Source organism: Mycolicibacterium komossense, from assembly GCF_025822605.1.
Lineage (GTDB): Bacteria > Actinomycetota > Actinomycetes > Mycobacteriales > Mycobacteriaceae > Mycobacterium > Mycobacterium komossense.
In genome coordinates, this window is record NZ_JACKTY010000052.1 from 1 (window position 1) to 22,341 (window position 22,341).

At 65.8% G+C, this 22,341-nt stretch carries 21 protein-coding genes; 7 read left to right on the forward strand and 14 right to left on the reverse strand.

Annotation, left to right across the window (positions count from 1 at the left end; translation table 11 throughout):
• Nucleotides 1-196 precede the first annotated feature (196 nt).
• The 3 genes from H7J73_RS32795 (at nt 197) to H7J73_RS32805 (ending at nt 3,983) form a co-directional block, all read left to right on the forward strand.
• Nucleotides 197-1,111: a permease gene (locus H7J73_RS32795; RefSeq protein WP_435405626.1), complete on the forward strand. Its 915-nt coding sequence runs from the start codon at nt 197-199 to the stop codon at nt 1,109-1,111.
• On the forward strand, nt 1,108-1,821 hold the full coding sequence (locus tag H7J73_RS32800) for a TIGR03943 family putative permease subunit (protein ID WP_264072031.1): 714 nt from the start codon (nt 1,108-1,110) through the stop codon (nt 1,819-1,821). Before H7J73_RS32795 ends, H7J73_RS32800 begins: the two co-directional genes overlap by 4 nt.
• A gap of 62 nt (nt 1,822-1,883) precedes the next feature.
• The gene (locus H7J73_RS32805; RefSeq protein WP_264072032.1) at nt 1,884-3,983 is read left to right on the forward strand and encodes a RecQ family ATP-dependent DNA helicase; all 2,100 of its coding nucleotides are present in this window, start codon (nt 1,884-1,886) and stop codon (nt 3,981-3,983) included.
• Nucleotides 3,984-4,050: 67 nt separating this feature from the next.
• On the opposite strand, the gene H7J73_RS32810 is transcribed toward H7J73_RS32805, so the two are convergent.
• Nucleotides 4,051-4,947, reverse strand: coding sequence for an IclR family transcriptional regulator (locus H7J73_RS32810; RefSeq protein WP_264072033.1), 897 nt, complete (start codon nt 4,945-4,947; stop codon nt 4,051-4,053).
• A gap of 120 nt (nt 4,948-5,067) precedes the next feature.
• Between H7J73_RS32810 and H7J73_RS32815 the strand changes: the two genes are divergently transcribed.
• The 4 genes from H7J73_RS32815 (at nt 5,068) to idi (ending at nt 8,895) form a co-directional block, all read left to right on the forward strand.
• The gene (locus tag H7J73_RS32815) at nt 5,068-6,195 is read left to right on the forward strand and encodes a hypothetical protein (RefSeq protein WP_264072110.1); all 1,128 of its coding nucleotides are present in this window, start codon (nt 5,068-5,070) and stop codon (nt 6,193-6,195) included.
• Nucleotides 6,196-6,197: 2 nt separating this feature from the next.
• On the forward strand, nt 6,198-6,980 hold the full coding sequence (locus H7J73_RS32820; RefSeq protein WP_264072034.1) for an SDR family oxidoreductase: 783 nt from the start codon (nt 6,198-6,200) through the stop codon (nt 6,978-6,980).
• 67 nt (nt 6,981-7,047) lie between these two features.
• The gene (locus H7J73_RS32825) at nt 7,048-8,190 is read left to right on the forward strand and encodes a sulfotransferase family protein (protein WP_264072035.1); all 1,143 of its coding nucleotides are present in this window, start codon (nt 7,048-7,050) and stop codon (nt 8,188-8,190) included.
• 159 nt (nt 8,191-8,349) lie between these two features.
• On the forward strand, nt 8,350-8,895 hold the full coding sequence (gene idi, locus H7J73_RS32830) for an isopentenyl-diphosphate Delta-isomerase (protein WP_264072037.1): 546 nt from the start codon (nt 8,350-8,352) through the stop codon (nt 8,893-8,895).
• A gap of 70 nt (nt 8,896-8,965) precedes the next feature.
• Here the strand turns inward: idi and H7J73_RS32835 are convergent, their stop codons facing one another.
• From H7J73_RS32835 to H7J73_RS32895, 13 genes are all read right to left on the reverse strand, one after another.
• Complete coding sequence (locus H7J73_RS32835) at nt 8,966-10,492, reverse strand: FAD-dependent oxidoreductase (RefSeq protein ID WP_264072038.1); 1,527 nt, start codon at nt 10,490-10,492, stop codon at nt 8,966-8,968.
• The gene (locus H7J73_RS32840; protein ID WP_264072039.1) at nt 10,489-10,821 is read right to left on the reverse strand and encodes a lycopene cyclase domain-containing protein; all 333 of its coding nucleotides are present in this window, start codon (nt 10,819-10,821) and stop codon (nt 10,489-10,491) included. The genes H7J73_RS32835 and H7J73_RS32840 overlap by 4 nt, the downstream gene beginning before the upstream one ends.
• Nucleotides 10,818-11,159 (reverse strand): lycopene cyclase domain-containing protein, encoded by a 342-nt coding sequence (locus tag H7J73_RS32845; protein ID WP_264072040.1) that lies wholly within the window; start codon nt 11,157-11,159, stop codon nt 10,818-10,820. Before H7J73_RS32845 ends, H7J73_RS32840 begins: the two co-directional genes overlap by 4 nt.
• Nucleotides 11,160-11,161: 2 nt before the next feature.
• Nucleotides 11,162-12,109, reverse strand: coding sequence for a phytoene/squalene synthase family protein (locus tag H7J73_RS32850; protein ID WP_264072041.1), 948 nt, complete (start codon nt 12,107-12,109; stop codon nt 11,162-11,164).
• A complete protein-coding gene (gene crtI / locus H7J73_RS32855) occupies nt 12,106-13,614 on the reverse strand; it encodes a phytoene desaturase family protein (RefSeq protein ID WP_264072111.1) in 1,509 nt (502 codons plus the stop codon). Before crtI ends, H7J73_RS32850 begins: the two co-directional genes overlap by 4 nt.
• The gene (locus H7J73_RS32860; RefSeq protein WP_435405627.1) at nt 13,614-14,702 is read right to left on the reverse strand and encodes a polyprenyl synthetase family protein; all 1,089 of its coding nucleotides are present in this window, start codon (nt 14,700-14,702) and stop codon (nt 13,614-13,616) included. The genes crtI and H7J73_RS32860 overlap by 1 nt, the downstream gene beginning before the upstream one ends.
• Before the next feature lie 221 nt (nt 14,703-14,923).
• Nucleotides 14,924-17,152, reverse strand: a complete 2,229-nt coding sequence (locus H7J73_RS32865) for an MMPL family transporter (protein ID WP_264072042.1) — start codon at nt 17,150-17,152, stop codon at nt 14,924-14,926.
• A 142-nt stretch (nt 17,153-17,294) separates the two neighbouring features.
• Nucleotides 17,295-17,759 (reverse strand): hypothetical protein, encoded by a 465-nt coding sequence (locus H7J73_RS32870; protein ID WP_264072043.1) that lies wholly within the window; start codon nt 17,757-17,759, stop codon nt 17,295-17,297.
• Between the two features lie 2 nt (nt 17,760-17,761).
• The gene (locus H7J73_RS32875) at nt 17,762-18,925 is read right to left on the reverse strand and encodes a 3-ketosteroid-9-alpha-monooxygenase, oxygenase component (protein ID WP_264072044.1); all 1,164 of its coding nucleotides are present in this window, start codon (nt 18,923-18,925) and stop codon (nt 17,762-17,764) included.
• 92 nt (nt 18,926-19,017) lie between these two features.
• Complete coding sequence (locus tag H7J73_RS32880) at nt 19,018-19,617, reverse strand: hypothetical protein (protein ID WP_264072045.1); 600 nt, start codon at nt 19,615-19,617, stop codon at nt 19,018-19,020.
• Between the two features lie 129 nt (nt 19,618-19,746).
• The gene (locus H7J73_RS32885) at nt 19,747-20,163 is read right to left on the reverse strand and encodes a nuclear transport factor 2 family protein (protein ID WP_264072046.1); all 417 of its coding nucleotides are present in this window, start codon (nt 20,161-20,163) and stop codon (nt 19,747-19,749) included.
• A 96-nt stretch (nt 20,164-20,259) separates the two neighbouring features.
• Nucleotides 20,260-21,150, reverse strand: a complete 891-nt coding sequence (locus tag H7J73_RS32890) for a TIGR03619 family F420-dependent LLM class oxidoreductase (protein ID WP_264072114.1) — start codon at nt 21,148-21,150, stop codon at nt 20,260-20,262.
• A gap of 5 nt (nt 21,151-21,155) precedes the next feature.
• A complete protein-coding gene (locus H7J73_RS32895) occupies nt 21,156-22,340 on the reverse strand; it encodes a thiolase family protein (protein ID WP_264072047.1) in 1,185 nt (394 codons plus the stop codon).
• Between the last annotated feature and the right edge of the window lies 1 nt (nt 22,341).

Below are 22,341 nucleotides of genomic sequence, written 5' to 3' on the forward strand. Positions count from 1 at the left end.
CTGGAAATCAAACGCGAACAACAAGCCGCCACCACCTCCTAACCGAGCCTGAAACCCACCACGCATTTCCTGCCAAACACACCGCCAAACTCACAGTGGGGGCGGGCAGGATAGGTCCGTGACCGCACCGCCTACCGATCGACGGCGACGGGTCGGTTCTCTCGAGGTCCTGCTGCTGGGCCTGCTCGCGTTGGCAATGTCCGCGGGCGCGATCAGCGCCTTCGTCGCCGCCCGGCCGGACCTGAGCACGGCCGCCACCGTGTTCTGCGGCGTCTTCGTCCAGGCATTGCCGTTCCTGGTGCTCGGTGTCGTGGTCAGCGGTCTGATCGCCGCCTTCGTGACCGCCGAACGGCTCTCGCGGTGGATGCCCAGCAATCCGATTTTGGCCGTCGCGGTGGCCGGTATCGGTGGCGCCGCGTTGCCCGGCTGTGAATGCGGCTCGGTTCCGGTGGCCCGCAGGCTGTTCGGACCGGGCACGCGCGGCGCCGCCGCGCTGACGTTCATGCTGTCCGCGCCCGCGATCAACCCCGTCGTGCTCGTCGCCACCGCGGTCGCATTCCCTGGCCAGCCTGCGATGGTCCTGGCACGCTGCGTCGCGTCGCTGGTCACGGCCGTGGTGATGGGGCTGCTCTGGTCGCGGTTCGGCCGAGACGAGTGGGTCACCCGAACACTGCCTGACCCGCCCGCCGAGGGATCCTCACGCTGGACGGTGTTCAGCGAAGCGGCACGCCACGACTTTCTGCAGGCAGCGGCCTATCTCGTCGTCGGAGCCGCGGCCGCTGCGGCGCTGCATGTGCTCGTCCCCGCCTGGGTGTTCGAGCACCTCGCGGGCAACCTCGTCGTCGGAGTGGTGACGATGGCCCTACTGGCGGTCGTGCTGGCGTTGTGTTCGGAGGCCGACGCCTTCGTCGCGGCGAGCCTGACGATGCTGCCGCTGGTGCCGCGCCTGGTGTTCCTGGTGGTCGGCCCCGCGGTCGACGTCAAGTTGGCGGCGATGCAGGCCGGAATGTTCGGGCGGCGGTTCGCGGTGCGCTTCGGGTCCACGACGTTCGTCGTCGCCACGGTCATCGCGACACTCGTCGGACTGGCCATCCTCGGGAGCGGCGGATGAGTCGCGTGACGCAGAACTTGTTACTCCTGCTGGTCGGGCTCAGCACGATGGTGATGCTGGTCAAGGGCACCTATCTGAATTACGTCAGACCTGCGCTCTTCCCGTGGCTGCTTGCGGCGGCCGCGGTCCTGATCGCCCTCGGCGTGGCGGCGATAGTCCGGGACTTGCGGGACGCGGGCGGCCATATCGACCACGAACACGACCATCGGCACCGGCCGTGGTTGGTCTGGCTGCTGCTGATCCCGGTCGCGATGGTCGCTTTCGTCGTGCCGCCGCCGCTCGGCGCGCAAGGAGCAAGCCCGCAGGCAGCCGTCAGTGCCCCGCAACGTCGGGCCTTTCCACCGCTGCCGTCCGGCGACGCGCCGGCGGTGTCGCTGCCAGAGGTGGTCATGCGGGCGGCGGCCGATTCCACCAATTCGCTCGACGGCCGAACGATCACGCTGACCGGTTTCTCCCTGCATCGCCCGGACGGTGGAGTCGATCTCGGCCGCGTCGTCATCGTGTGCTGCGCGGCCGACGCCCAACTGGCGCGAGTGCATCTGACGGGCCCGACCTCCGCGACCGCGGCCGGTTTCCCGGACGACACGTGGCTGCAGATCCGTGGCCAGATTCTGACCGGGTCTGCACACTCGGACGACGGCTTCATCCCCACGTTCGGCGTTACGGATGTCACCCGGATCGACAAGCCGGCCAACACCTACGCCTACTGAAGACCTCGGTAGAACGTGTTCTAGAAAATGCGCTGTCGTAGCCACAGGGCACGATGGTGCGCATGACCCAGCCGGCGGCGACCCGTGAGCATGCCCAGGCCATCCTCGAACAGCTGGCCGGGCCCGCTGCGGTCCTTCGCGACGACCAGTGGACGGCCATCGAGGCACTCGTGGTGCAACGGCGGCAGGCGCTCGTCGTGCAACGCACCGGGTGGGGCAAGTCGGCGGTGTATTTCATCTCGGCCAAGCTGCTTCGTGAGCGGGGCCATGGTGCGACGGTCATCGTGTCACCGCTGCTGGCGTTGATGCGCAACCAGGTGGCCGCGGCGCAACGGGCCGGCGTCCGTGCGGCCACCATCAACTCCGGCAATGTCACCGAGTGGGACGAGATCCACGAGCGGGTCAACAACGGCGACCTCGATGTGCTGTTGGTCAGCCCGGAGCGGCTGAACAACCCCGACTTCCGGGACACCGTGTTACCCGCCCTTGCCGCCGACGCCGGCCTGGTGGTTGTCGACGAGGCGCACTGCGTCTCCGACTGGGGGCACGACTTTCGGCCCGACTACCGTCGGATCCGGACGCTGATCGCCGAACTCGGTTCGGATGTACCGGTTTTGGCGACCACAGCTACCGCCAACGATCGTGTGGTCGACGATGTTGCAGCGCAACTGGGTGTCGGCGGCCGGGACACGCTGGTGCTGCGCGGCGGGCTGGATCGCGAGTCGTTGCGATTGTCGGTGGTCCAGGCCGGCGGTGGTGCGCAGCGCACGGCATGGCTGGCCGAGCACCTGGACGCCTTGCCGGGCTCGGGGATCGTCTACACGTTGACGGTCGCCCAGGCCCACGACGTGGCGGCGCTGCTACGCGAGCGCGGGCACGAGGTCGCGGCCTATACCGGGTCGACGGAAACCGCTGAGCGAGAACAACTCGAGGCTGATCTGCTCGGCAACCGGGTCAAGGCGCTGATCGCCACCTCGGCGCTCGGGATGGGCTTCGACAAGCCCGACCTTGGGTTCGTCGTGCATCTGGGGGCGCCGTCGTCGCCGATCGCCTACTACCAGCAGGTCGGTCGCGCCGGGCGCTCGACGGACAGCGCCGAGGTGGTGCTGTTGCCCGGCCGTGAAGACCAGGACGTCTGGCGCTACTTCGCATCGGTCGCGTTCCCATCGGAATCTATGGTGCGCAACGTGATTCGCGAACTCGATCCGGACCGTCCGCAGTCGACCCCCGCGCTGGAGCCGCTGGTCGACCTCGGCCGCACCCGACTCGAGATGGTGCTGAAGGTCCTCGACGTCGACGGCGCGGTGCGGCGGGTCAAGGGCGGCTGGGTGGGCACCGGCGAGCCGTGGGATTACGACGAGGCCCGCTACCGCAAGCTCGACGAGGCCCGCCGCCGTGAGCAGCAGGCGATGCTCGACTACCAGAGCACCGACGAGTGTCGAATGACGTTTCTGCGCAGGCAACTCGACGACCCGGACCTCAAGAACGGTGAGCGGTGCGGCCGCTGCGACAACTGTGCCGGCGCCCACTTCAGTGCCGCTGTGGATGAAGGGGCCGCGGCGTTGACCGAGGAGCGGCTGATGCGGCCCGGCATCGAAATCACCCCGCGCAAGCAGTGGCCGTCAGGATTGGCGAAGCTCGGTGTCGTGCTCAGTGGCCGCATCGGTGACGGCCCAGCGCCGGGCCGGGCGATCGGACGCCTCACCGACCTGGGCTGGGGTCCTCGGCTGCGGCGACTGCTCGACGAACCAGACGGTGAGGTGCCACCCGAAGTGGTACAGGCGGCAGTAAAGGTCTTGGCCTCCTGGGACTGGGAGATCCGTCCGACCGCGGTGCTGGCGATGGATTCGGATACACATCCGGTCCTGATCGGTTCGCTGGCCCGTGAACTGGCCCGGTTGGGCCGGCTGACCGATCTCGGTGTATTGCAGTACATTCCGGGCCGCCGGCCGGTGGCCGCCGCCAATTCCGCGTATCGTGTTGCCGCGCTTGAGGGTTCGTGGTCGCCGCCGGACTCGTCGGCCATTGCCGCGGTGGGCGGTCCGGTGCTGCTGGTCGACGACAGGGTCGATACCGGCTGGACACTCACGATGGCCGCCCGGGTGGTCAAGCTGGCCGGCGCACCTGCCGTGCTGCCGTTCGCACTCGCCGCCGCCAGCTAGTTCCTCGGTGACGTCGTGCGGGCATGCAGGTCTCGCGGACTGCCGCGCTGACGGTGCTGGCGGACGTCTAAGACGCGGCAGGCTTGGTCCCGCCGAGTTGCGCCGTCAGCGCATCGGCGGTGGCGACGAGGGCGCGCGACTGTTCGACGATCTCGGCGTCGGTCATGGCGCGCCCGATCTGCAGGGATACCACCATCGCCTGACGCCGGTGGTGGTCGTAGACCGGTGCGGAGATCACGCTGACATCATGGCGTTGCCGGTCGCCGGTTTCGGCTTCGCTGTGCAGATAGACGCGCTCGCCGATATCGGAGATCAGCTCGCCGAGGAGTGCCTGCAGCTCGTCGGGCAGGCTGCTCGACATGCCCGCCATCAGCGCGTACAGCCGCCGCCCGCCCGGTGTGAGCCGCTCGACCAGATAACCGCACTCCCGGCATTCGGCGATCACCCGTTCCAGCCGCTCGGTATCGGTGCGCAGCGGAATCGTCGGCTCCTTGGCCAGCCATTCGTGTAGGGCCGCGTCGTCCCACAGCACGAACATCAGCCCGACGGGCGGAGCGAACGGATAGCTCTGCCCGACCCTGACTCCGACGTCGGTCCCGGGCGGACCGATCAGTTCGAGCAGGGTGATGCGCTCGTCGATCACCGCTGACAGCGCGGCCGGCGTGTCGCAGAGCGCCGAGAGGTGGCGTAACTCCTCCCGTGCGGCCGGGTTGACGCGCATCGATTCCTGGGTGGTGTGTCCCAGTGAGATCAACCGGGGGCCCAGCCGATAGGTCTTGTCCTGGCTGTCCCGCACGAGGTATCGCGAATCCGTCAGCGTGGTGAGGATGCCCAGGCAGGTCGGCTTACTCAGGTCGAGGCGGCGGGCCAATTCAGAGAGACCGAACCGGTCGTGCGGGTGCTGGGCGAGGAAATCGAGGATAGCGACGACGCGCGCTGTCGGCGGCGAGGCCCGTTCTGTCATCCGGCATCGCCTCTCTGCGCGCATTGACTCGAAATAGAACACGTTCTAGTGTCAGGTCGGAAACTCTACCAGTACGGTCCATTATTGGAACAGTGCTGGTTTGATGGGAGGACAGTGACTCTGTACAGCCAACCGTTGATCGATGCCATTGCCGAAGCCGAGAGTCTGATTCTGGCTGCACCGTTCATCGAATCCGAGGCCGATCTCCTCGAGGGCCTGCAATATTTCGCCGGCTGCGTCGCGGCCTGCACCCACGTGGCTTTCGACTACGACCGCGACCATCCGTTCCTGCACAGCGGAACCGGGCCATTCACCAAGATGGGTCTCGACAACCCCGACACGATGTATTTCGGCACCCGCGTACAGCCGGGTCACGAGTACGTCGTCACGGGCCGACGCGGCACGACCACGGACGTGAGTTTCCAGCTGCTCGGCGGTGAGTACACCGATGACAACGTGCCCGACAGCGAGACGGCGTTCGATGACCGCAAGCTGGACATCTCCGCCGACGGCACCTTCGAATGGCGATTCACCCCGGCCACTCCCGCCCAACTCGTCATCCGCGAGGTGTACAACGACTGGTCGGCGCAGCGCGGATCATTCGCGATCGCCCGCACCGACACCGAGGGGACCGCCCCGCCCGCGTTGACCCGCGAATTGATCGAAAAGCGTTATGCCATTGCAGGAAAGCAGCTCGTTCAGCGGGTGAAGACGTGGCTGCAGTTTCCCAAGTGGTTCTACGACGATCTGCCGGTGAACACCCTGACGGCGCCACGGCTCACCCCCGGAGGCCTGGCCACCCAGTACTCGTCGGTGGGGCATTTCGACCTGACACCGCAGCAGGCGATCGTCATCACGCTGCCGGTCACCGACGCGCCCTACCTCGGCTTCCAATTGGGCAGTCTCTGGTACATCTCGCTGGACTACATCAATCACCAGACGTCGCTCAATGGCACTCAGGCACAGGCGGATCCGGACGGCAAGATTCGCATCGTGGTGTCCGATGCCAACCCCGGCGTGACGAACTGGGTGGAGACCCTCGGCCACGGTAAGGGCTACCTGCAGTTCCGCTGGCAGCGGGTGTCACGCGAGCTGACCGAGGCCGACGGCCCGACCCTTGAGCTGGTCGACATCGACAAGGTGGCCGCCGTGCTGCCGTACTACGACTCCAACAAGATCTCAGAAGAAGGCTGGCGGGCGCGGATTGCGCTGCGCCAGAAACTCATTGGTGAACGGATGGTGGGATAGTTATGGCCGGACTTCTCGAGGGGAAGGTCGTCGTGATCAGCGGCGTCGGACCCGCGCTTGGCACGACGCTGGCACGCCGATGCGCGGAGAACGGCGCGGACCTGGTGCTCGCCGCCCGCACCGTCGAACGCCTCGACGACGTCGCCAAGCAGATAACCGACCTGGGTCGTCGCGCGGTGTCGGTGGGTACCGACATCACCGACGAAGCGCAGGTGGAGAACCTCATCTCCGAAACCTTGAAGGCCTACGGCAAGGTCGACGTGCTCATCAACAACGCCTTCCGGGTGCCGTCGATGAAGCCCTTCGCCAAGACCGGTTTCGACCATATCCGCGACACGATCGAGCTCACCGTGCTCGGTGCGCTGCGGCTAATCCAGGGCTTCACCCCTGCGCTCACCGAGTCCAAAGGTGCGGTGGTGAACGTCAACTCGATGGTCGTGCGACATTCCGATCCGAAACAGGGCGCCTACAAGATGGCGAAGGCGGCGTTGCTGGCGATGTCGCAGTCATTGGCCAGCGAGCTCGGCGAGCAGGGAATCCGCGTGAATTCGGTTCTGCCCGGTTACATCTGGGGTGGGACACTGCAGGGCTACTTCGAGCACCAGGCCGCCAAATACGGCACCACCGTCGACGAGATCTATAAGGCGGCCGCGGTCAACAGTGACCTCAAGCGGCTGCCGACCGAGGACGAGGTGGCCTCGGCCATCCTCTTCATGGCCAGCGACCTCTCGAACGGGATCACCGGTCAGACACTCGACGTGAACTGCGGGGAGTATCACAACTGATGGGGGGAGCGAGTGAGGATCGCAGCGAGGGACGAGCGAGGACCGGAGCGAGCGAGGTGAAACAATAATGGGCGCGAAGGACTTTCTCTCAGTCGAGGCAGTGCGCGCCTCGGCCGTCAAGGCCACGGGGATGGACGACTTCGGGGTCGACGACGACAACTACGAAGAAGCGCTGAGCGTTCTGCTCGAATCGTTTCGCAACGATGCCGACCTGACCGAACTCGGTAGCAAGATGTCCCGGTTCTTCGTGCGGAATGCTTTGGTGGCCAGGCTGGTTTCCGAGGCTGCGTTCAAGCAGTACCCGCAGCACGTCGACGTGCCGATCAAACGACCGATCTTCGTCACCGGCCTGCCCCGCACGGGCACCACCGCGATCCACCGGCTGCTGACCGCCGACCCGGCGCATCAGGGGCTGCAGTTGTGGCTGGCGGAATTCCCGCAGCCCCGGCCGCCGCGCGAGACCTGGAAGGACAACCCAGTCTTCCAGCAGCTGGACGCGCAGTTCGCCAAGGCGCATGAGGAGAACCCGGATTACACCGGTCTGCACTACATGACTGCCGACGAGGTCGAGGAATGCTGGCAGTTGCTGCGGCAGTCGTTGCATTCGGTGTCGTATGAGACCCTGGCGCACCTGCCCACCTATTCGCGGTGGTTGGCCAACCAGAATTGGACCAAAGCCTATGGGCGGCACCGCAAGAATCTGCAGCTGATCGGGCTCAACGAGCCGGAGAAGCGGTGGGTGCTGAAGAATCCCAGCCACCTCTTCGCGCTCGATGCGATCTTCGCGACCTACCCCGATGCGCTCATCGTGCAATGCCATCGGCCGGCGGAAACCATCATGGCCTCGATGTGCTCGCTGGCCCAGCACACCACCGAGGGCTGGTCGACTACCTTCAACGGCGCGGTGATCGGTGACGATGCGATGGAGACGTGGTCGCGCGGGCTGCGCCTGTTCGATGCCGAACGTGCCAAACACGACCCGGCCCAGTTCTACGATCTCGACTACTTCGAGTTCGTCAAGGATCCGTTCCCAGTCGTCGAGGCGATCTACCGGCAGTTCGGACTGAAGTACACCGACGCGGCCCGTACGGCGATGGAAGAGATGGACGCCGAGAGCAAGAAGGGTCCGCGGGCGCCGAAACACACCTACGCGCTGGAGGACTACGGGCTCACACCCGAGGCGGTCAAGGAGCGCTTCGCGGGCCTCTGACCTTCTCACCGAGGTGCCGTTCGACGACCGTCGAAGCCGGCTCCCCGTTGGTCGGTGAGGGCATTTTCCCGGTTGCACCAATCCGGCGATGCTTCGGCACCGAAACGCTTACTGAGTTCAGCGTTTCCTGTCCGTGCAACCGATCATCGGGTGGTGTCCATGAGTCCGGTAAACAGTTCCGAGTTGGTCGTGCTTCTCGATGAGGCTGGTCAAAGCATCGGCTCGGCCCTCAAATCGGCGGTTCACCATAGTCAGACACCGCTTCACCTGGCCTTCTCGTGTTACCTGTTCGATGAGGGCGGTCGGGTGCTGATGACCCGCAGGGCGCTGGACAAACGGACCTTCCCTGGCGTGTGGACGAATTCCTTCTGCGGGCACCCGGGGCCCGACGAAGCCGTGCCCGACGCGGTGCTCCGCCGCGCGAACCAGGAGTTGGGCCTCGGGATTGCCGACCTGCGTTGCGTGCTGCCGGACTTCCGCTATCACGCGGTCGCCGCCGACGGCGTAGTCGAGAACGAGGTCTGCCCGGTGTTCTGCGGCCGTGCCGTGGGGACAGTGAATGCCGATCCCGCCGAGATCATGGAATCCGTCTGGGTGCCATGGCACCAACTGCGCGCGGTGGCCGACTCCGGGTGGGCGATCAGTCCGTGGTCGGCCGAACAGATCCCCCTTTTGGAGGGAGCCGGTGTGGGGCGCCAGGGTTAGGACTTCGGCCCGAAGAGGGGCCGCGTCGAAGACCGGCTGAAAGAGGCGACCGGCTGAAAGAACAGCCTCCTCAGTGGCGGGCTTGTGCGTGTTCCGCGAACCGGCGCAGCACCGCCGATCTGCCGTGGTTGGGAACGGTGTGCACGGCGTGCCCGGCCAGCCCGAAGCCCTCGAGCAGCTGGTTGGCTGCCATCCACCCCGTTGTCGCGGCCCGTTCCATCAGGGCCACGGGCAGATCGATGCGAATGCCGTCACCCGCCAGGACCATGCGGTGGTCCGGTGTCGTGACAGTGGGCCGCCCCACAAAATCGCCCGGGGCGAAGCGGGGACAGTCGCCGCGGCGAATCAGTCGCTCGTCAACGATCTTCGCGCCGATGGTTTCGGGATACAGCTCGTGCATGCGTGCCAGCAGGGCATTGCGCACGTTGTCGTCGGAATCGGTCACCGAGTAGGCATGCAGTTCGACGACCGAGCCTCCGGTCCGCGCGGCCCATTGCGCGGCCTCGCGTTCGTAACGTTCCACAACGCTGACGTTGTCCAGCGGGGGGCGTCCACCGGTCCCGACGAATGCGGCCCGGTCGGCGCGCACCGGACGGTCCAACCACAACCGCAGCACCACGAACTCCGGTGCGGTGCCCATTGCCGCCACCTGGTTTCGCCAGTGTTCGTCGCCCAGTCGCGGCGAGCGTGCCACGATGTGCCGCAGCCCGTCGACATCGGTCGCGAGTACCACTGCGTCCGCAGCGAATTCGGCGTCTCCACCGCAGTTGACCCGTATCTCGGATTCTATCGAGACATTGTCGACGAGGAGCCCGGTGTGGAATTGCACACCACTGCCTTCCAGGTACTTGCGCAGTGGATTCCACAGTGCGACATCGAAGTTCGCATTGGCGACATCGAAGAGCAGTCCCTCGCTGGAGCCGAGGAAGTAGATGTGGAACATCGTGACGAGCTCGGCCGCCGAGAGCTTCTCCGGTTTGGCAAAGAAGCTTCGTGCGAACACCTCGAACGCCAGATGACGGGCCGCGTCGGGAAAGTTGATTTCCTGCAAGAACGTTTCGGCGTCCTTGTCATCGAGATCGAGGTAGGTGCGCGGTACCGATGCGGTGGCCAGTGGCGCGGCGGCCTTGGCATCGAGCCGAACAAGGTCGCGCAGCCGAAAGGTCGGACTTCGCAGCGCGAATGCCAGTGCGTTCCACGGTGGTACCTGAGGAAGTCCGCGGAACGTGTCGTGCCGGCCGAGCGCATCGATCAAGGGATAGTCCGCGACGGGTGTCAGAGCGGACAGATGCGGGTCGGCCAGGCGCAGGAGCGACCGCAGGTTGTAGTACTGCCGAAAGAAAGCGTGAAACCCCCGGTTCATGGCGGTTGCCGATCCGTCGACCAGGGTGTCGGACCATCCGCCGACCCGGCCGCCGAGGTAGTCGCGCTCCTCCAGGACATCGACTGCGACACCGCGCTCGCTGAGCCCTGCGGCGGCGGCGAGGCCGGCGATTCCGGCCCCCACGACGACCACCCGTGGAACCCGAGAGAGGTCGCGGGCGTCGTGAAGACCCGGCTTCCCGGCCAGCGTCTGCCGCAGTTTGTCGATCGTCACTGCTTCACCTCCTTGGCCGCGGGACGGGGCTTGCGGCGCTCCCACAGCATCAATACCGCTGTCACCATGGCGAATCCGAACAGAAAGTCCTCGATCGGAATATCCCAGGGAAACCGAATGCCGGTGGTCTGCCGGTTGTCGTAGAGCACGATCGGTGCGCTGAGTTTGGTCAGCCAGCCGTCGACCGGAATCTGAAATCCGGTGACGATCACCATCGAGATCCAGTACGCCGGACGGCGGAACAGCCCGGTACGGAACACCGCAATCTCCAACAGGCACACCGCGAGCACGGCGAGCACGGCGGGAAGCGTATAGCCGAGGCCGGTCATCGTTGCCGCGCTTTCGTCAGGAGGGCCCGAAGCACCGCCAGTATGAAGCTCACTGCGGAGTAGGTAAGGAGACCGCAGATCGGAACCACCACGAAGAACAGCAGTTCCTCCAGGGGGAGTTCGCCCGGCGCAACCAGCCCCACCAGGTAGCGCTCGTCATACCACCAGACATCGGCGGCGACGGCGATGGCGTCCCAGGCGATGAAGACAGCCGCGACGGGTAGCACGGCGGCAGCCAACCGCCGGGGTTGGCGGTAGACGCCCCTGCCGAAGAGCTCCAAGGGCAGGGTCACCACCAGGCAGGCGCCCAACACCATCAGGTACTGCCAGCGGTCCATCGTCACCGAATCCCGTGACGCAGCCGCGCCTGCCAAGCCCGAGCGATGCCGGCGGCGGCCATCGTGAGTCGCCGTACCTGCCCGACCGAGGCGCGCTGCCCGAAGATCTCGAAGTCCATGTCCTCGATTCTGTCGAGGATCTCCGAGTAGAGCGTCAACGCCACGGAGACACACGGACGCGAGGCGGGGTGCAGGGTGGGTATGCCGGGTTGAGCCTCGGCGTAGACGGCGCGCGCGATCGCGTGCTGCTCGGCCAGAGCCCGGCGTACGCGGCTATCGATCCGCCGGTTGGACTGGCACCACGTCAGCAGGTCACGGTCGACGCCGTGGGCGGCGAGTTCGTCTGCGGGTAGATAGATCCGGCCCCGACGCAGGTCTTCGTCGACATCCCGAAGGAAGTTGGTCAGCTGGAACGCTTTTCCCAGCGCCGCTGCGTACGGCGCGGCCTCCTCGCGCGGCCCGACAGTGCCGAGCACGGGCAGCAGCTGCAGTCCGATCACCTCGGCCGACCCGTACATGTAGCGCTCCAGTGCCGCCCGGTTCGGGTAATCGGTCACGCTCAGGTCCATCCGCATGGACGCCAGGAAGTCGTCGAAGAGATCCCATCCGATGTCGTACTTGCGCGCCGTGTCCACCACTGCCGTCAACGTCGGATCGTTGCCGCAGCGGTAGTCCCCGTTCACGCTGTCGAACAGTCGGTTGGAGAACTGCTGCAGCTGCTCGGCGCGCAGGTCTTTGCCCCGAGAGTCGTCGAAGTCGTCGAGGATGTCGTCGGCGCGCCGGGCAAACCCGTAGAGCGCGTGCACGGCGGGGCGCTGGCTGGGAGACAGTAGCCGGGTGGCCAGGAAGAAGGTCTTTCCTGCCCGGGCGTTGATCTGGCGGCACTGCCGATAGGCCTCGCGCAGCGCTGGCTCCCTGACACCGGCCGCGTCGAGTTCTGACCGCATCATCGTGGGGTCACCTGGCGACGCGGGTGGCGCGCTGATGCTCCGGTTATCCGGTCGGCGGCGAGTCGGCCGGACATGATTGCGGTGGGCACCCCCACGCCGGGCACTGTCGACGAGCCGGCGAGCACCACGTTGTCCACCCCGCGCACGGTGTTGGCCGGCCGGAAGGGGCCGGTCTGGCCGAAAGTGTGCGCCAGGGCGAACGGACTGCCTGCCGCCATGCCCTGGCGCCGCCAGTCTGCCGGGGTGACCACGGACAAGACCTCCATATCATCACCGAGTTGAGGCAGCCGTGTCTTGACTGTTCTCAACATGTGGTCGGTATAGGCCGATGAGGTGGCGTCCCAATCGATTTGTCCCACATCGGTATTGGGTGCCGGTGCCAGCACGTAGAGCAGATCGCGGCCGGGCGGCGCCAGGCTGGGATCGCCGGCGGTTGGCCGCGTGACCAACAGTGACGGGTCCCCCATGACCTTGCCGTTGTCGATGATGTCTCGGAACGTCTGTTGCCAGGCGTCCCCGAACAGGATCGTATGGTGCCCGAGCCGGTCCCCGACGTCGGCGCAGCCCACGTGGGCGACTACCGCCGACGGCGCCGGCCGCAACCGCAGCAGCCGTCGTGGGGTGCGACCCAGCAGCCGATAGGTGTCGGGCAACTCGGTGGTGAGCACCACGGCGTCTGCGGCTACGCGACGGCCGGCCGCGGTGCGGACTGCGCTCACTCGGGAGCCGTTCCATTCGAACTCAGAAACCGTTGCGCCATAGACGAACTCGACCCCGGCGTCGGCGGCGGCGGCGGCCATGGCGTCCGGCAGTGCCCGCATGCCGCCGCGCGGGAAGTACACGCCGGCGATGGTGTCCATGTACGCGATCACCGCATAGACCGCCAACGCACTCTGCGGTGGCACTCCCGCGTAGAGTGCCTGGAAGGTGAACACCCGAAGCAGTCGCTCGTCACTGAGGAAGCGACGAATCACCTTCTCCCACCGCCGGAATCCGCCCATCGCGACGAGTTTGGCCAGCTGTGGGGTCAGCAGCGACAGGGGGGAATCGAAGTTGGCGCCGATGAAGCCGTCGAATTCGGTCGCGTACAGCTTGGTCAGCCACGCGCGCAACTCCAGGTAAGCATCGGCCTCACCCCGGCCGGCGAACCGTTCGATCTCGTCGAACATCGCCGTCGGCTCGGAGTGGACCGCGATTTCGGTGCCGTCGGCGAACCTGGCGTGGTACGCGGGATGCACCGGTTGCAGCTCGAGGCGGTCGGTGAGCGTTTCACCGACCGCGGCGAAGGCCTCATCGATGATGTCGGGCATTGTCAGCACAGTCGGTCCGGTGTCGATTCGGTAGCCGGCGATATCGGCACGGCCGACGCGGCCACCGGGATGGTCGGCCCGTTCGACCACCGTGACAGCGTGTCCGCGGCCGGCCAGTTGCAGCGCCGCCGACAACCCCGACAATCCGGCGCCTACGACGACCACCCGGTCAGTTCTTCCCTCGACGGTGCGCATCATGCGGCCCTTTCCGTGCAGACGACGGCCATGTCTTCCAGTGCAGCGCGAGTGTTTTGCGGGATACCGGTGGCATCCAGGCAGCGCAGTGCCGCAGCGAGCCGCTCGTGGATGAGTTGCTCGATCCATTGCACCGCTCCGCTGGCGATGATCAGAGCTCGCCAACGTTCCGTCTCGGCCGGACCCGGCGCGGGGCTGCTCATCAGTTCGGTGAGTTGTCGCCGGAGCGTGGAATCGGCCAGTTGATATGCGGCGACGACGACGCTGGTGGCCTTCTGTGCCGCCAAGTCGGTGGTGACCGGTTTGCCCGTCACCAGTGGCGAACCCGATATGGCCAGCACGTCGTCCCGCAGCTGGAACGCTTCGCCGATGACGGCGCCGTAGCCGCCGAGTGCGTCGATGACCTCGGATGAGCAGCCGGCCATCGCGGCTCCGATCTCCAACGGTCGGCGCACGGTGTAATTGCCCGATTTACGTCTGAGCACGTCGAGTACCTCGTCGAAGGTGGGGAAGGAGGGCGAGTCGTTGACCAGATCTGCGAACTGCCCGATCGCCAGCTCGATGCGCATGTCGTCGTAGCGGGGCCACACTCGTACCAATGCATCGGCGCCAATGCCGCTTGTGCGCAGCGCTTTTTCCGCCCACACCAGACAGAGATCTCCGAGCAGTATCGCCGCCGACTCACCGAACCGCTCCGACGAGCCCGGCAGGCCACGATGACGGTGCCACTGTCCGAACAACACGTGCGCGGCCGGCCGGCCGCGGCGTAGTGCCGATTCATCCATGACGTCGTCCTGCATGAGCGCGAATGCGTGCAGGAGCTCGAGGCTGGTGGCGGCACGCAGTGCTGCATCGTCTTCCTGAGCACCGCACAACCAACCCAGGTACATGAATGTCGATCGGACGAACTTGCCGCCGTCGACAAACCGGCTCAGCACCTCACTGGCAGTGTCGACTCCTGTGCCGCCCAGATCTGGCAGGCACTGCTGTTCCACGAAATCGTTCAAATGTGCTCGCACGGCAGCGCGGACGCCGCCCAGCCAGTGGGCGTCGAAGACCGGGTGGGCGCCGCCTCGGTGGGCACCCACATGCTGATGCGCTGTGGTGAGCTCCCGCGTGGTTCCGTTACCCCTGTTCACCTGCGACTCCTTTGCCTGGCCAGCACCGAATGCATCGTGCGAATCCCACGGTCGTCGCGGCGAGCGCCATCGCCTGCGCAGCCACCGCATGAAGTCATTCGAAGCTGCCGGGCAAGCGGCTGGGTTGACGGAGGAGAAAATTTTCGGGAGGCGCGAGTGCCCCGATCCGGCTACGCGCGCTCAGTCAGCCCGATGTGGTCGTGCAGCCGCCTCAGCGGCGAGGGCGCCCACCAGTTCCACCGCCCCAGGATGTGCATGAACGCAGGCACCAGCACCATGCGGACCAAGGTGGCGTCCACCGCCACCGCCAGCGTCAGACCCACACCGAACATTCGCATGAATGACACCTGGGCAGCGATCAGGCCCGCGAACGAAATGCACATGATCAGCGCGGCTGCCGTGACCACCCGCCCGGTGTGGGCCAAGCCGAGTGCGACGCTCTCGTCGTTGTCGGCGTCGCTACCTTCCGACGCCATCCAGTATTCGCGGATCCGGGCGATGAGAAACACCTCGTAGTCCATCGACAGTCCGAATGCGATGCAGAACAACAGCACCGGGATGTTGACGACCAGCACTCCGCTGTGGCTGGTGCCCAGCGCTCCCAGGTGCCCGTCTTGGAAGATCCAGACCAGCGCACCGAACGAGGCTGTCAATGACAAGACGTTGAGGATGAGGGCCTTGACCGGTAGCACCACGCTGCCGGTCAGTAGGAAGAGCAACACGAACGTGATGGCTGCGATCACCGCCAGCACGATCGGCATGCGGGAGGTGATGGCGTCCACGCTGTCGCGGTCGATCTGGGCCATGCCGGTGAACAGGACGGTGCGATCCCCGGGCGTGGCGGTGTCGTGCAGACGATCGAGCAGCACGTCGGAGTCGTCGGAGAGCAGCGATGCGTCGCTACCGACGGTCAGGTAGGCGCTGCCGCCGGAGATACCGGAAGCGCCCGTCGAGGGACCTATCTGTTCGCCGCCGACGAAGGTTCCGGTAGGTGTGCTGACCGCAGATACATCGTGGACGCGCGAGAGCCGGGCCCCGTAGCCGTCGAGGTCGGCCGGCGTCAGGCCGTCGGCGTCGGGTATGACCACCGTCACCGCGGTCTCCGAGTTCGTGGCGAAATCCGATCGCAATCGGTCCCCGACCTGATGAGCCGACGCCGTGGGAGGCAGCACCCGGTCGTCCGGGAAACCCCACTTGACGCCGAGGAAGGGGAGGCCGAGCAGGATCAGCGCCCCGGCCCCCGCCAGGCCGATCACCACTGAGCGTCGCATCACCGTTTTGGTCCAGCGGTACCAGAACGACTGGCTGGCCGGCCGTGGTGGCTGTTCGTCGCGACGCAGTAGCCGGCGTATGCCACGGCGTACGTCCAGGGCGTCGATGCGGGGACCAAGGAGCACGATGGCCGCGGGCGCGACGACAAGCGTGCTCAGCGCGCACAACACCACGGTGGCGACGCCCGCGTAGGCGAACGACCTGAGAAACGGCATCGGGAACAGCGCCATCACCGCAGTCGACAGGGCCACCGTCGTCGCCGAGAACACGACTGTGCGCCCTGCGGTCCGCATGGTTCGGACCAGCGCCTCATCGTGCTCGGTGCCCTCGAAGAGTTCGTCGCGGTAGCGGCTGACGATCAATAACGTGTAGTCGATGGCCAGGGCCAACCCGAGCGCCGCAGAGAGGCTGAGCGCGAAGATGGATACTTCGGTGTACATCGCGATGAGGCGCAGCACCGATATGGACCCGACTATCGCGAGCCCGCCCACCACGATCGGTAGCGCTGCGGTGAGCAGGCCCCCGAACACCCACACCAGCACCACGAAGCTCACCGGTACGGCGATGGACTCCATGACCATCACATCCCGCTCGGTCTGCGAGCTGATCTGCGCGTACACCGTGGCGGGACCGCCCGGTTGAACCGTGACACCAGGGTGGTTCGGGAGTACCGATCCCGAGACCTCGGCGGCCAGCGCCTGCGCGCGCCGAGGGGCGTCCCGCTCACCACCGGCAACATCCGCCACGATCATGCCCGATCGCCCGTCCCCGCTGACCAGGCCGGCGCGCACAGAAGGCGGCGAGGTCCACGGTGACCTGACGTTCGAAACGTGTGGCACTCCCACGAGCTTGTTGACGACATCCAGCCCAGCGGCCCGGGCCGCCGGGCCGAGGGCACCGTCTGCCGAAGTCACCAGGAAAAGCAGCTGGATGTCGCCCTGACCGAACTTCTCTCCCAGTATCCGGGTGGCACGCGAGGATTCCGCCGAAGGATCCTGAAACCCGCCCGAGGACAGGCTGCTCGCCGTCGGGATCGCGAACACCGCGGCAACAGCCAGGAACAGCGCCGCCGCGAGGAGTATTCGTCGGGGCGCTGCGATGGCTAGTAGCGCCATCCGGTGCAGCACGATCGACCTCCCTCGGGGTTTCGGCCATTCGCGTTGGCTCGCGCCCCTGCGCGCACTGCCGACGAGTGTCCTGCCTGAGGCAATCGTGCCCTATGACATCGAGTCGGTCGAACGGCTCTGGTGTCGCTTCAGCGCCGGGACGTCAGCCGTCGCCGGGGGATGGGGCGCTGGACACTTTCTCCAGACAACCCTCGGCGACTGCATGTTTGATGCTGTCGCTCAACTTCGGGCACGACTTGCTGCGGCTACTCTGGCCGCCGCACGCACGCACCTCGGCAAAGTATGCACAGCGTGCCGTCGCCTCGGAATTCCACTGCACCGCAGTGTGTTCCGGCCCGAGTTTCTTGACTTCCACCGTCACATGGCAGAACCGGCAGTCGACCGGCGCCAGCCCTGAGGTGAGATAGCGCTCCCGGTCCCGGGCGGTGGCGGCGCGAACCGCGGCGGCCCGGTCCGGGTCTGATGCGAAATTCGGTGCCTTGCTCCATGGTCCGGCCCGGCCGGCGGCGTGATCATGGTCGTGATCCTCATCGTCATGACCGCCGTGGAGGAGCACCATCGATCGGGCGAGCTCGTCGACGTCCGGTGCGTCCTTCGGCGGGGTCATGACTAAGACACCTCTGTTGGCTGCTGGGCCTTCTCGAGTTCCTGACGCTTGAGGTTCTCCGCGACCTCCACCTGCCACTTCTCGTTGGCGGCGGTGGTGTCGACCTCCACCTCGAAGCGGTCGGTCATGTCGGCGGTCACGTCAGCGACGTCTACATAGAACTGCTGATACCAACGCCGCATCTGGTAGACCGCGCCGTCCTCTTCGACCAGCAGCGGATTGTCGATGCGGGTCTTGTGCTTCCAGATCTCGACGTCCTGCAGGAAGCCCTTGCTGACGCCTTCGGTGAAGACGCGAGCCAGCTTGTCGGTGGTCTTTTCGTCCAGGCCTTTCGGCTTCTCGACGATGACGCCCCACTGCAGCACGAACGAATCCTGACTCACCGGATAGTGGCAGTTGATCAGGATGGACTCGGCCTTGAAACCGCCGTAGTTGTTGTGCAGCCAGTTGATCATGAACGACGGTCCGAAATAGGAGGCCTCGGAGTCGAGATGGGCCTCGCCGTAGGTGGTGCCCATGTCGTTGATATCCGGACGCCCGACGTTGTGTAGGTACTGCGACGCGATGTGGCCTTCGAAGACGTTCTTGAAATACGTCGGTAGGCCGTAGTGGATGTAGAAGAAGTGCGCCATATCGGTGACGTTGTCGATGATCTCGCGGCAGTTGGAGCCCTCGATGAGCATCGTGTTCCACCGCCAGTCGGTCCACTGGTCGTCGGCGAACTCGGGGATCTCGGGGATGCGGACGTCCGGCGTCGGCCCGTTTCCTTCATGGTCATGCCAGACGAACAGCAGGCCACCGCGGACATCGGTCTCCCACGAACGGGTGCGAGCCAGTCGCGGCGTGCGCTTGGCGTAGGGCACCAACTTGCATTTGCCGTCGCCGCCCCAACGCCAGTCGTGGAACGGGCAGGCCACCTCGTCGCCCTTGATGGTGCCCTGGGACAGGTTGCCGCCCATATGCCGGCAGTAGCCGTCGAGGACCTTCAGCTCGCCCTGGGAATCGGCGAAGACCACCAGCATGGTGCCGAAGATCTCGATCCCGTGCGGCTGGCCGTCGAGGAAGTCCTTCACAGGTCCCAGGCAGTGCCATCCGCGGGCAAAGCGATCGGGCAGCGTGCCGGTGTCGATCTCGCGAATTCCGCTGTGGGCTGTTTCAGTGGTCACTTCGCGCCTCCAGTCAGTACTACTAACTAGAACACGTTACAGTTTTTCCCCGGCTATGCGCAATGCGAGGGCTCCTAGCTGGGCATTAACGGTTATGGCGAGTCGTCGAGACCCACCCGCAGGGCGATCTGCTGCATCTTGCCGACGCTGGTGACGAACTTGGCCGTCGTCGGGTCGCCCTTCGCGCTCTGGAATTCCATCCGGACCAGCGCCTTGCCCTCGGTGAAGAGCATCAGGGTGACGTCTTTGTCCTGGTCGGGGTAGGTGCCGGAGATCATGACGCCATCGGTGCCGACGGGGATCGGAGTAGGCGTGCCGCCCTCGACAAGGGTTGTCATGGTGCCGGCCGCCTGATGCAGCGTCGCCGTCGCGGTAGCAGCATCCTGATAAACCAGGAAGGTATCGCTGACCGCCCGGGTGTCTTTGTCGTTGACGTAGAAAGCGCTGGCCCCGGGCAGGCCGTTCGGCTGGGATTCCTGCGATCGCTGCTGGAAGGTGTCCTCTGCATCGCTGAGCTCCGCGGCCGTCAGCAGCAGACGGCGATAGTCGACGGTGTCCGCTGTGCTGGGGGTCTTCGAGGTGGTCGTCGGCGCGTACGGCACGGTCGGCAGGCTCGGGGCGCTGGTCTGTGCGCTGCTGCCACCAGTCTCCGCCGGCGCGCAACCACTGATACCCACAGTGAGAAGGGCCACCGATACTGCGAAACGGACGAATTTACGGGGGAATCGAGGCAAGGTTTCAGATCTACAAATCGGGGGTTTACGAAGCGAACAGGGAACCTCACCAACGGTACGCGGGCGCGGCGAGCGGCCGCAAAGCGACTACACCGGTCGTGCGCTCGCCGTCGCCCGGTCCAACTCCCAAAACGCACGTAGTGCCACGATCTTGCCGGCGTCGTTCACCCGATAGGTGAACACGCCTTCAGCCACCACCCGGAAGCCGCTGGCGACGATGACGATGTTGCCGACATTGGCCTCCTCGTCACCGCACTGGTAGGTCTGGGCGAAGTTGAACTCCAACTGGCTCGGGGCGATCGCCATATCGAAGAACTTCGCGAGCGCTTGTTTGCCGCGGTGCCCCTTGCCTTCCGGATCGAAATGCGACTTTCCGATCGGATCTTCGACGATTGCATCGTCGGCGAAGAGAGCCAGCCAGGCCTCTTTGTCGCCGGCCATCGCGGCTTCCCGGGAGCGCTTCCCGGCCAGGTGTACCGGGGCCTCAGGATTGGTGACAGTCACGCTTCCCGCTCCTACCTCGCTGCGATCCTCACTCACTCCCACCCTCCTGCTCCTACCTCGCTCGCTCCGGTCCTCGCTCGTTCCTCGCTGCGATCCTCACTCACTCCCACCCTCCTGCCAGCCCGAGTGGATATAGGTGTCGGCGAAGCGCTTCATCGAGTCGATCTTCTTGTCGACCGGTGCGTCGAAGGCGAGGCCTTCGAACACCCACGGGATGCCGATGTAGTCGGTGACGCCGGCCGCGACCAGGTCGCGGTGGCCGTCGACGCCGAATTTATCGATGCACACGGCCTGGTATTCGAACGGATCGTCGGCGCGTCCGGCGTCGGCCAGCAGCTTCTTGAGCTGGCTGATGGTCTCGCCCAGTTGGTCACACGTCATCATCGCGCTGGTCCAGCCGTCGCCGATCCGGACGGCGCGCTTCAGCGCTACGTCGGTGTGCCCCCCGACGTAGAACGGCACCGGCGCCGACGGCGCGGGGCTCATCTGCAGCCGGTCGAAATCGTAGAAGTCGCCGTGGAATTCGACCATGCCGCCGGCAAGCACCTGCTTGATGACGTCGATCATCTCGTCGACCCGTTTGCCTCGCTTGGCGTAGGGCACCCCACACCACTCGAATTCCTCAGGAGCCCAGCCAATCCCGACACCGAAGCCGAACCTGTTGTTGGTCAGGTTCGCCACCGAGCCGACCTGGCGGGCCAGCAGCAGCGGATTGCGGGAGCCGAGCTTCATCACGTTGGTGTAGAAACGCAGCTTCGACGTCACCGCCCCCAACGCACCCGCCAGGATCAACGGATCAACCCACGGCGAGTTCTCATCGAACATCCGCTTGCCGTCGGCGGTGTACGGATAGTCGACGGACTGCTTCTCGAAGTAGAAGATCGAGTCCGGGAGCGCGATGCTGTCGAAACCGAGTTCCTCGGCAGCCTTTGCAATTTCGATGAGCTGGTCGAGCGGGCTGAACGCGATGCTGACGGTGTACTGCATGCGGGTCACGACGCCGGCTTGGCTGGTTTTTCGGAGCCGACGACCCACATCGAGTAGTACTGCGAGCCACCACCATAGGCGTGGCCAAGCGCCTTACGGGCCCCCTCGACCTGGTGGTCGCCGGCCTTGCCCATCACCTGGATGGCGGATTCGGCGAACCGGATCATGCCCGATGCGCCGATCGGGTTCGACGACAGCACGCCGCCGGACGGATTGAACGGGATCCGGCCGCCGATGGCCGTCTCACCGGCCTCGGTGAGTTTCCAACCGCTGCCTTCTGGCGCAAATCCCAAATTCTCCAACCACATCGGCTCGAACCAGGAGAACGGCACGTAGACCTCGGCGACGTCGATCTCGTCGATCGGGCTGGTGATCCCGGCGTCGCGCCACAGCGCCTTGGCGGCGTCCCGGCCGGCCTGCGGGTTCACCTGGTCGCGGCCCGAGTAGGCCAGCGGTTCGGTGCGCAGCGCCGTCGCGTGGATCCAGGCGACGGGGTTGCCGTCGGCAAGGTGGGCCTCGGCGGCCTGTTCGTCACCGATCACCAGCGCGCACGCGCCATCCGAGGACGGGCAGGTCTCGTCGAATCGGATTGGATCCCACAGCATCTGGGAAGCCATCACCTTCTCCAGTGTGATGTCGGGCTGATGCAGGTGGGCCAGCGGATTCTTGGCGCCGTTGAGCCGGTCCTTGACCGCCACCATGGCGCCGATGTGCTCGGGCGCGCCGGAGCGACGGATGTAGGCCCGCACGTGCGGGGCGAAGTAGCCGCCCGCGCCCGCGCCGACCGGTTTGGTGAACGGAACCGGAATCGACAACCCCCACATGGCATTCGATTCGGACTGCTTCTCCCAAGCCATCGCCAGCACGCGCTTGTACTTGCCCGACTGGACCAGGCTGGCCGCCACGATCGCGGTCGAGCCGCCGACCGAACCGGCGGTGTGCACCCGGATCAGCGGCTTGCCCGTCGCGCCCACGGCGTCGGCCATGAAGAGCTCGGGCATCATGACACCCTCGAAGAAGTCGGGCGCCTTGCCGACCACGACGGCATCGATGTCGTCGAAGGTCGAGCCCGCGTCGGCCAGCGCCCGGTCGATCGCCTCGCGCACCAGCCCGTTCATGGTGACGTCCTTGCGCTTGGCGACGTACTTGGTCTGCCCGGTGCCGAGGACGGCTGCTAGCTGACCTGCCATG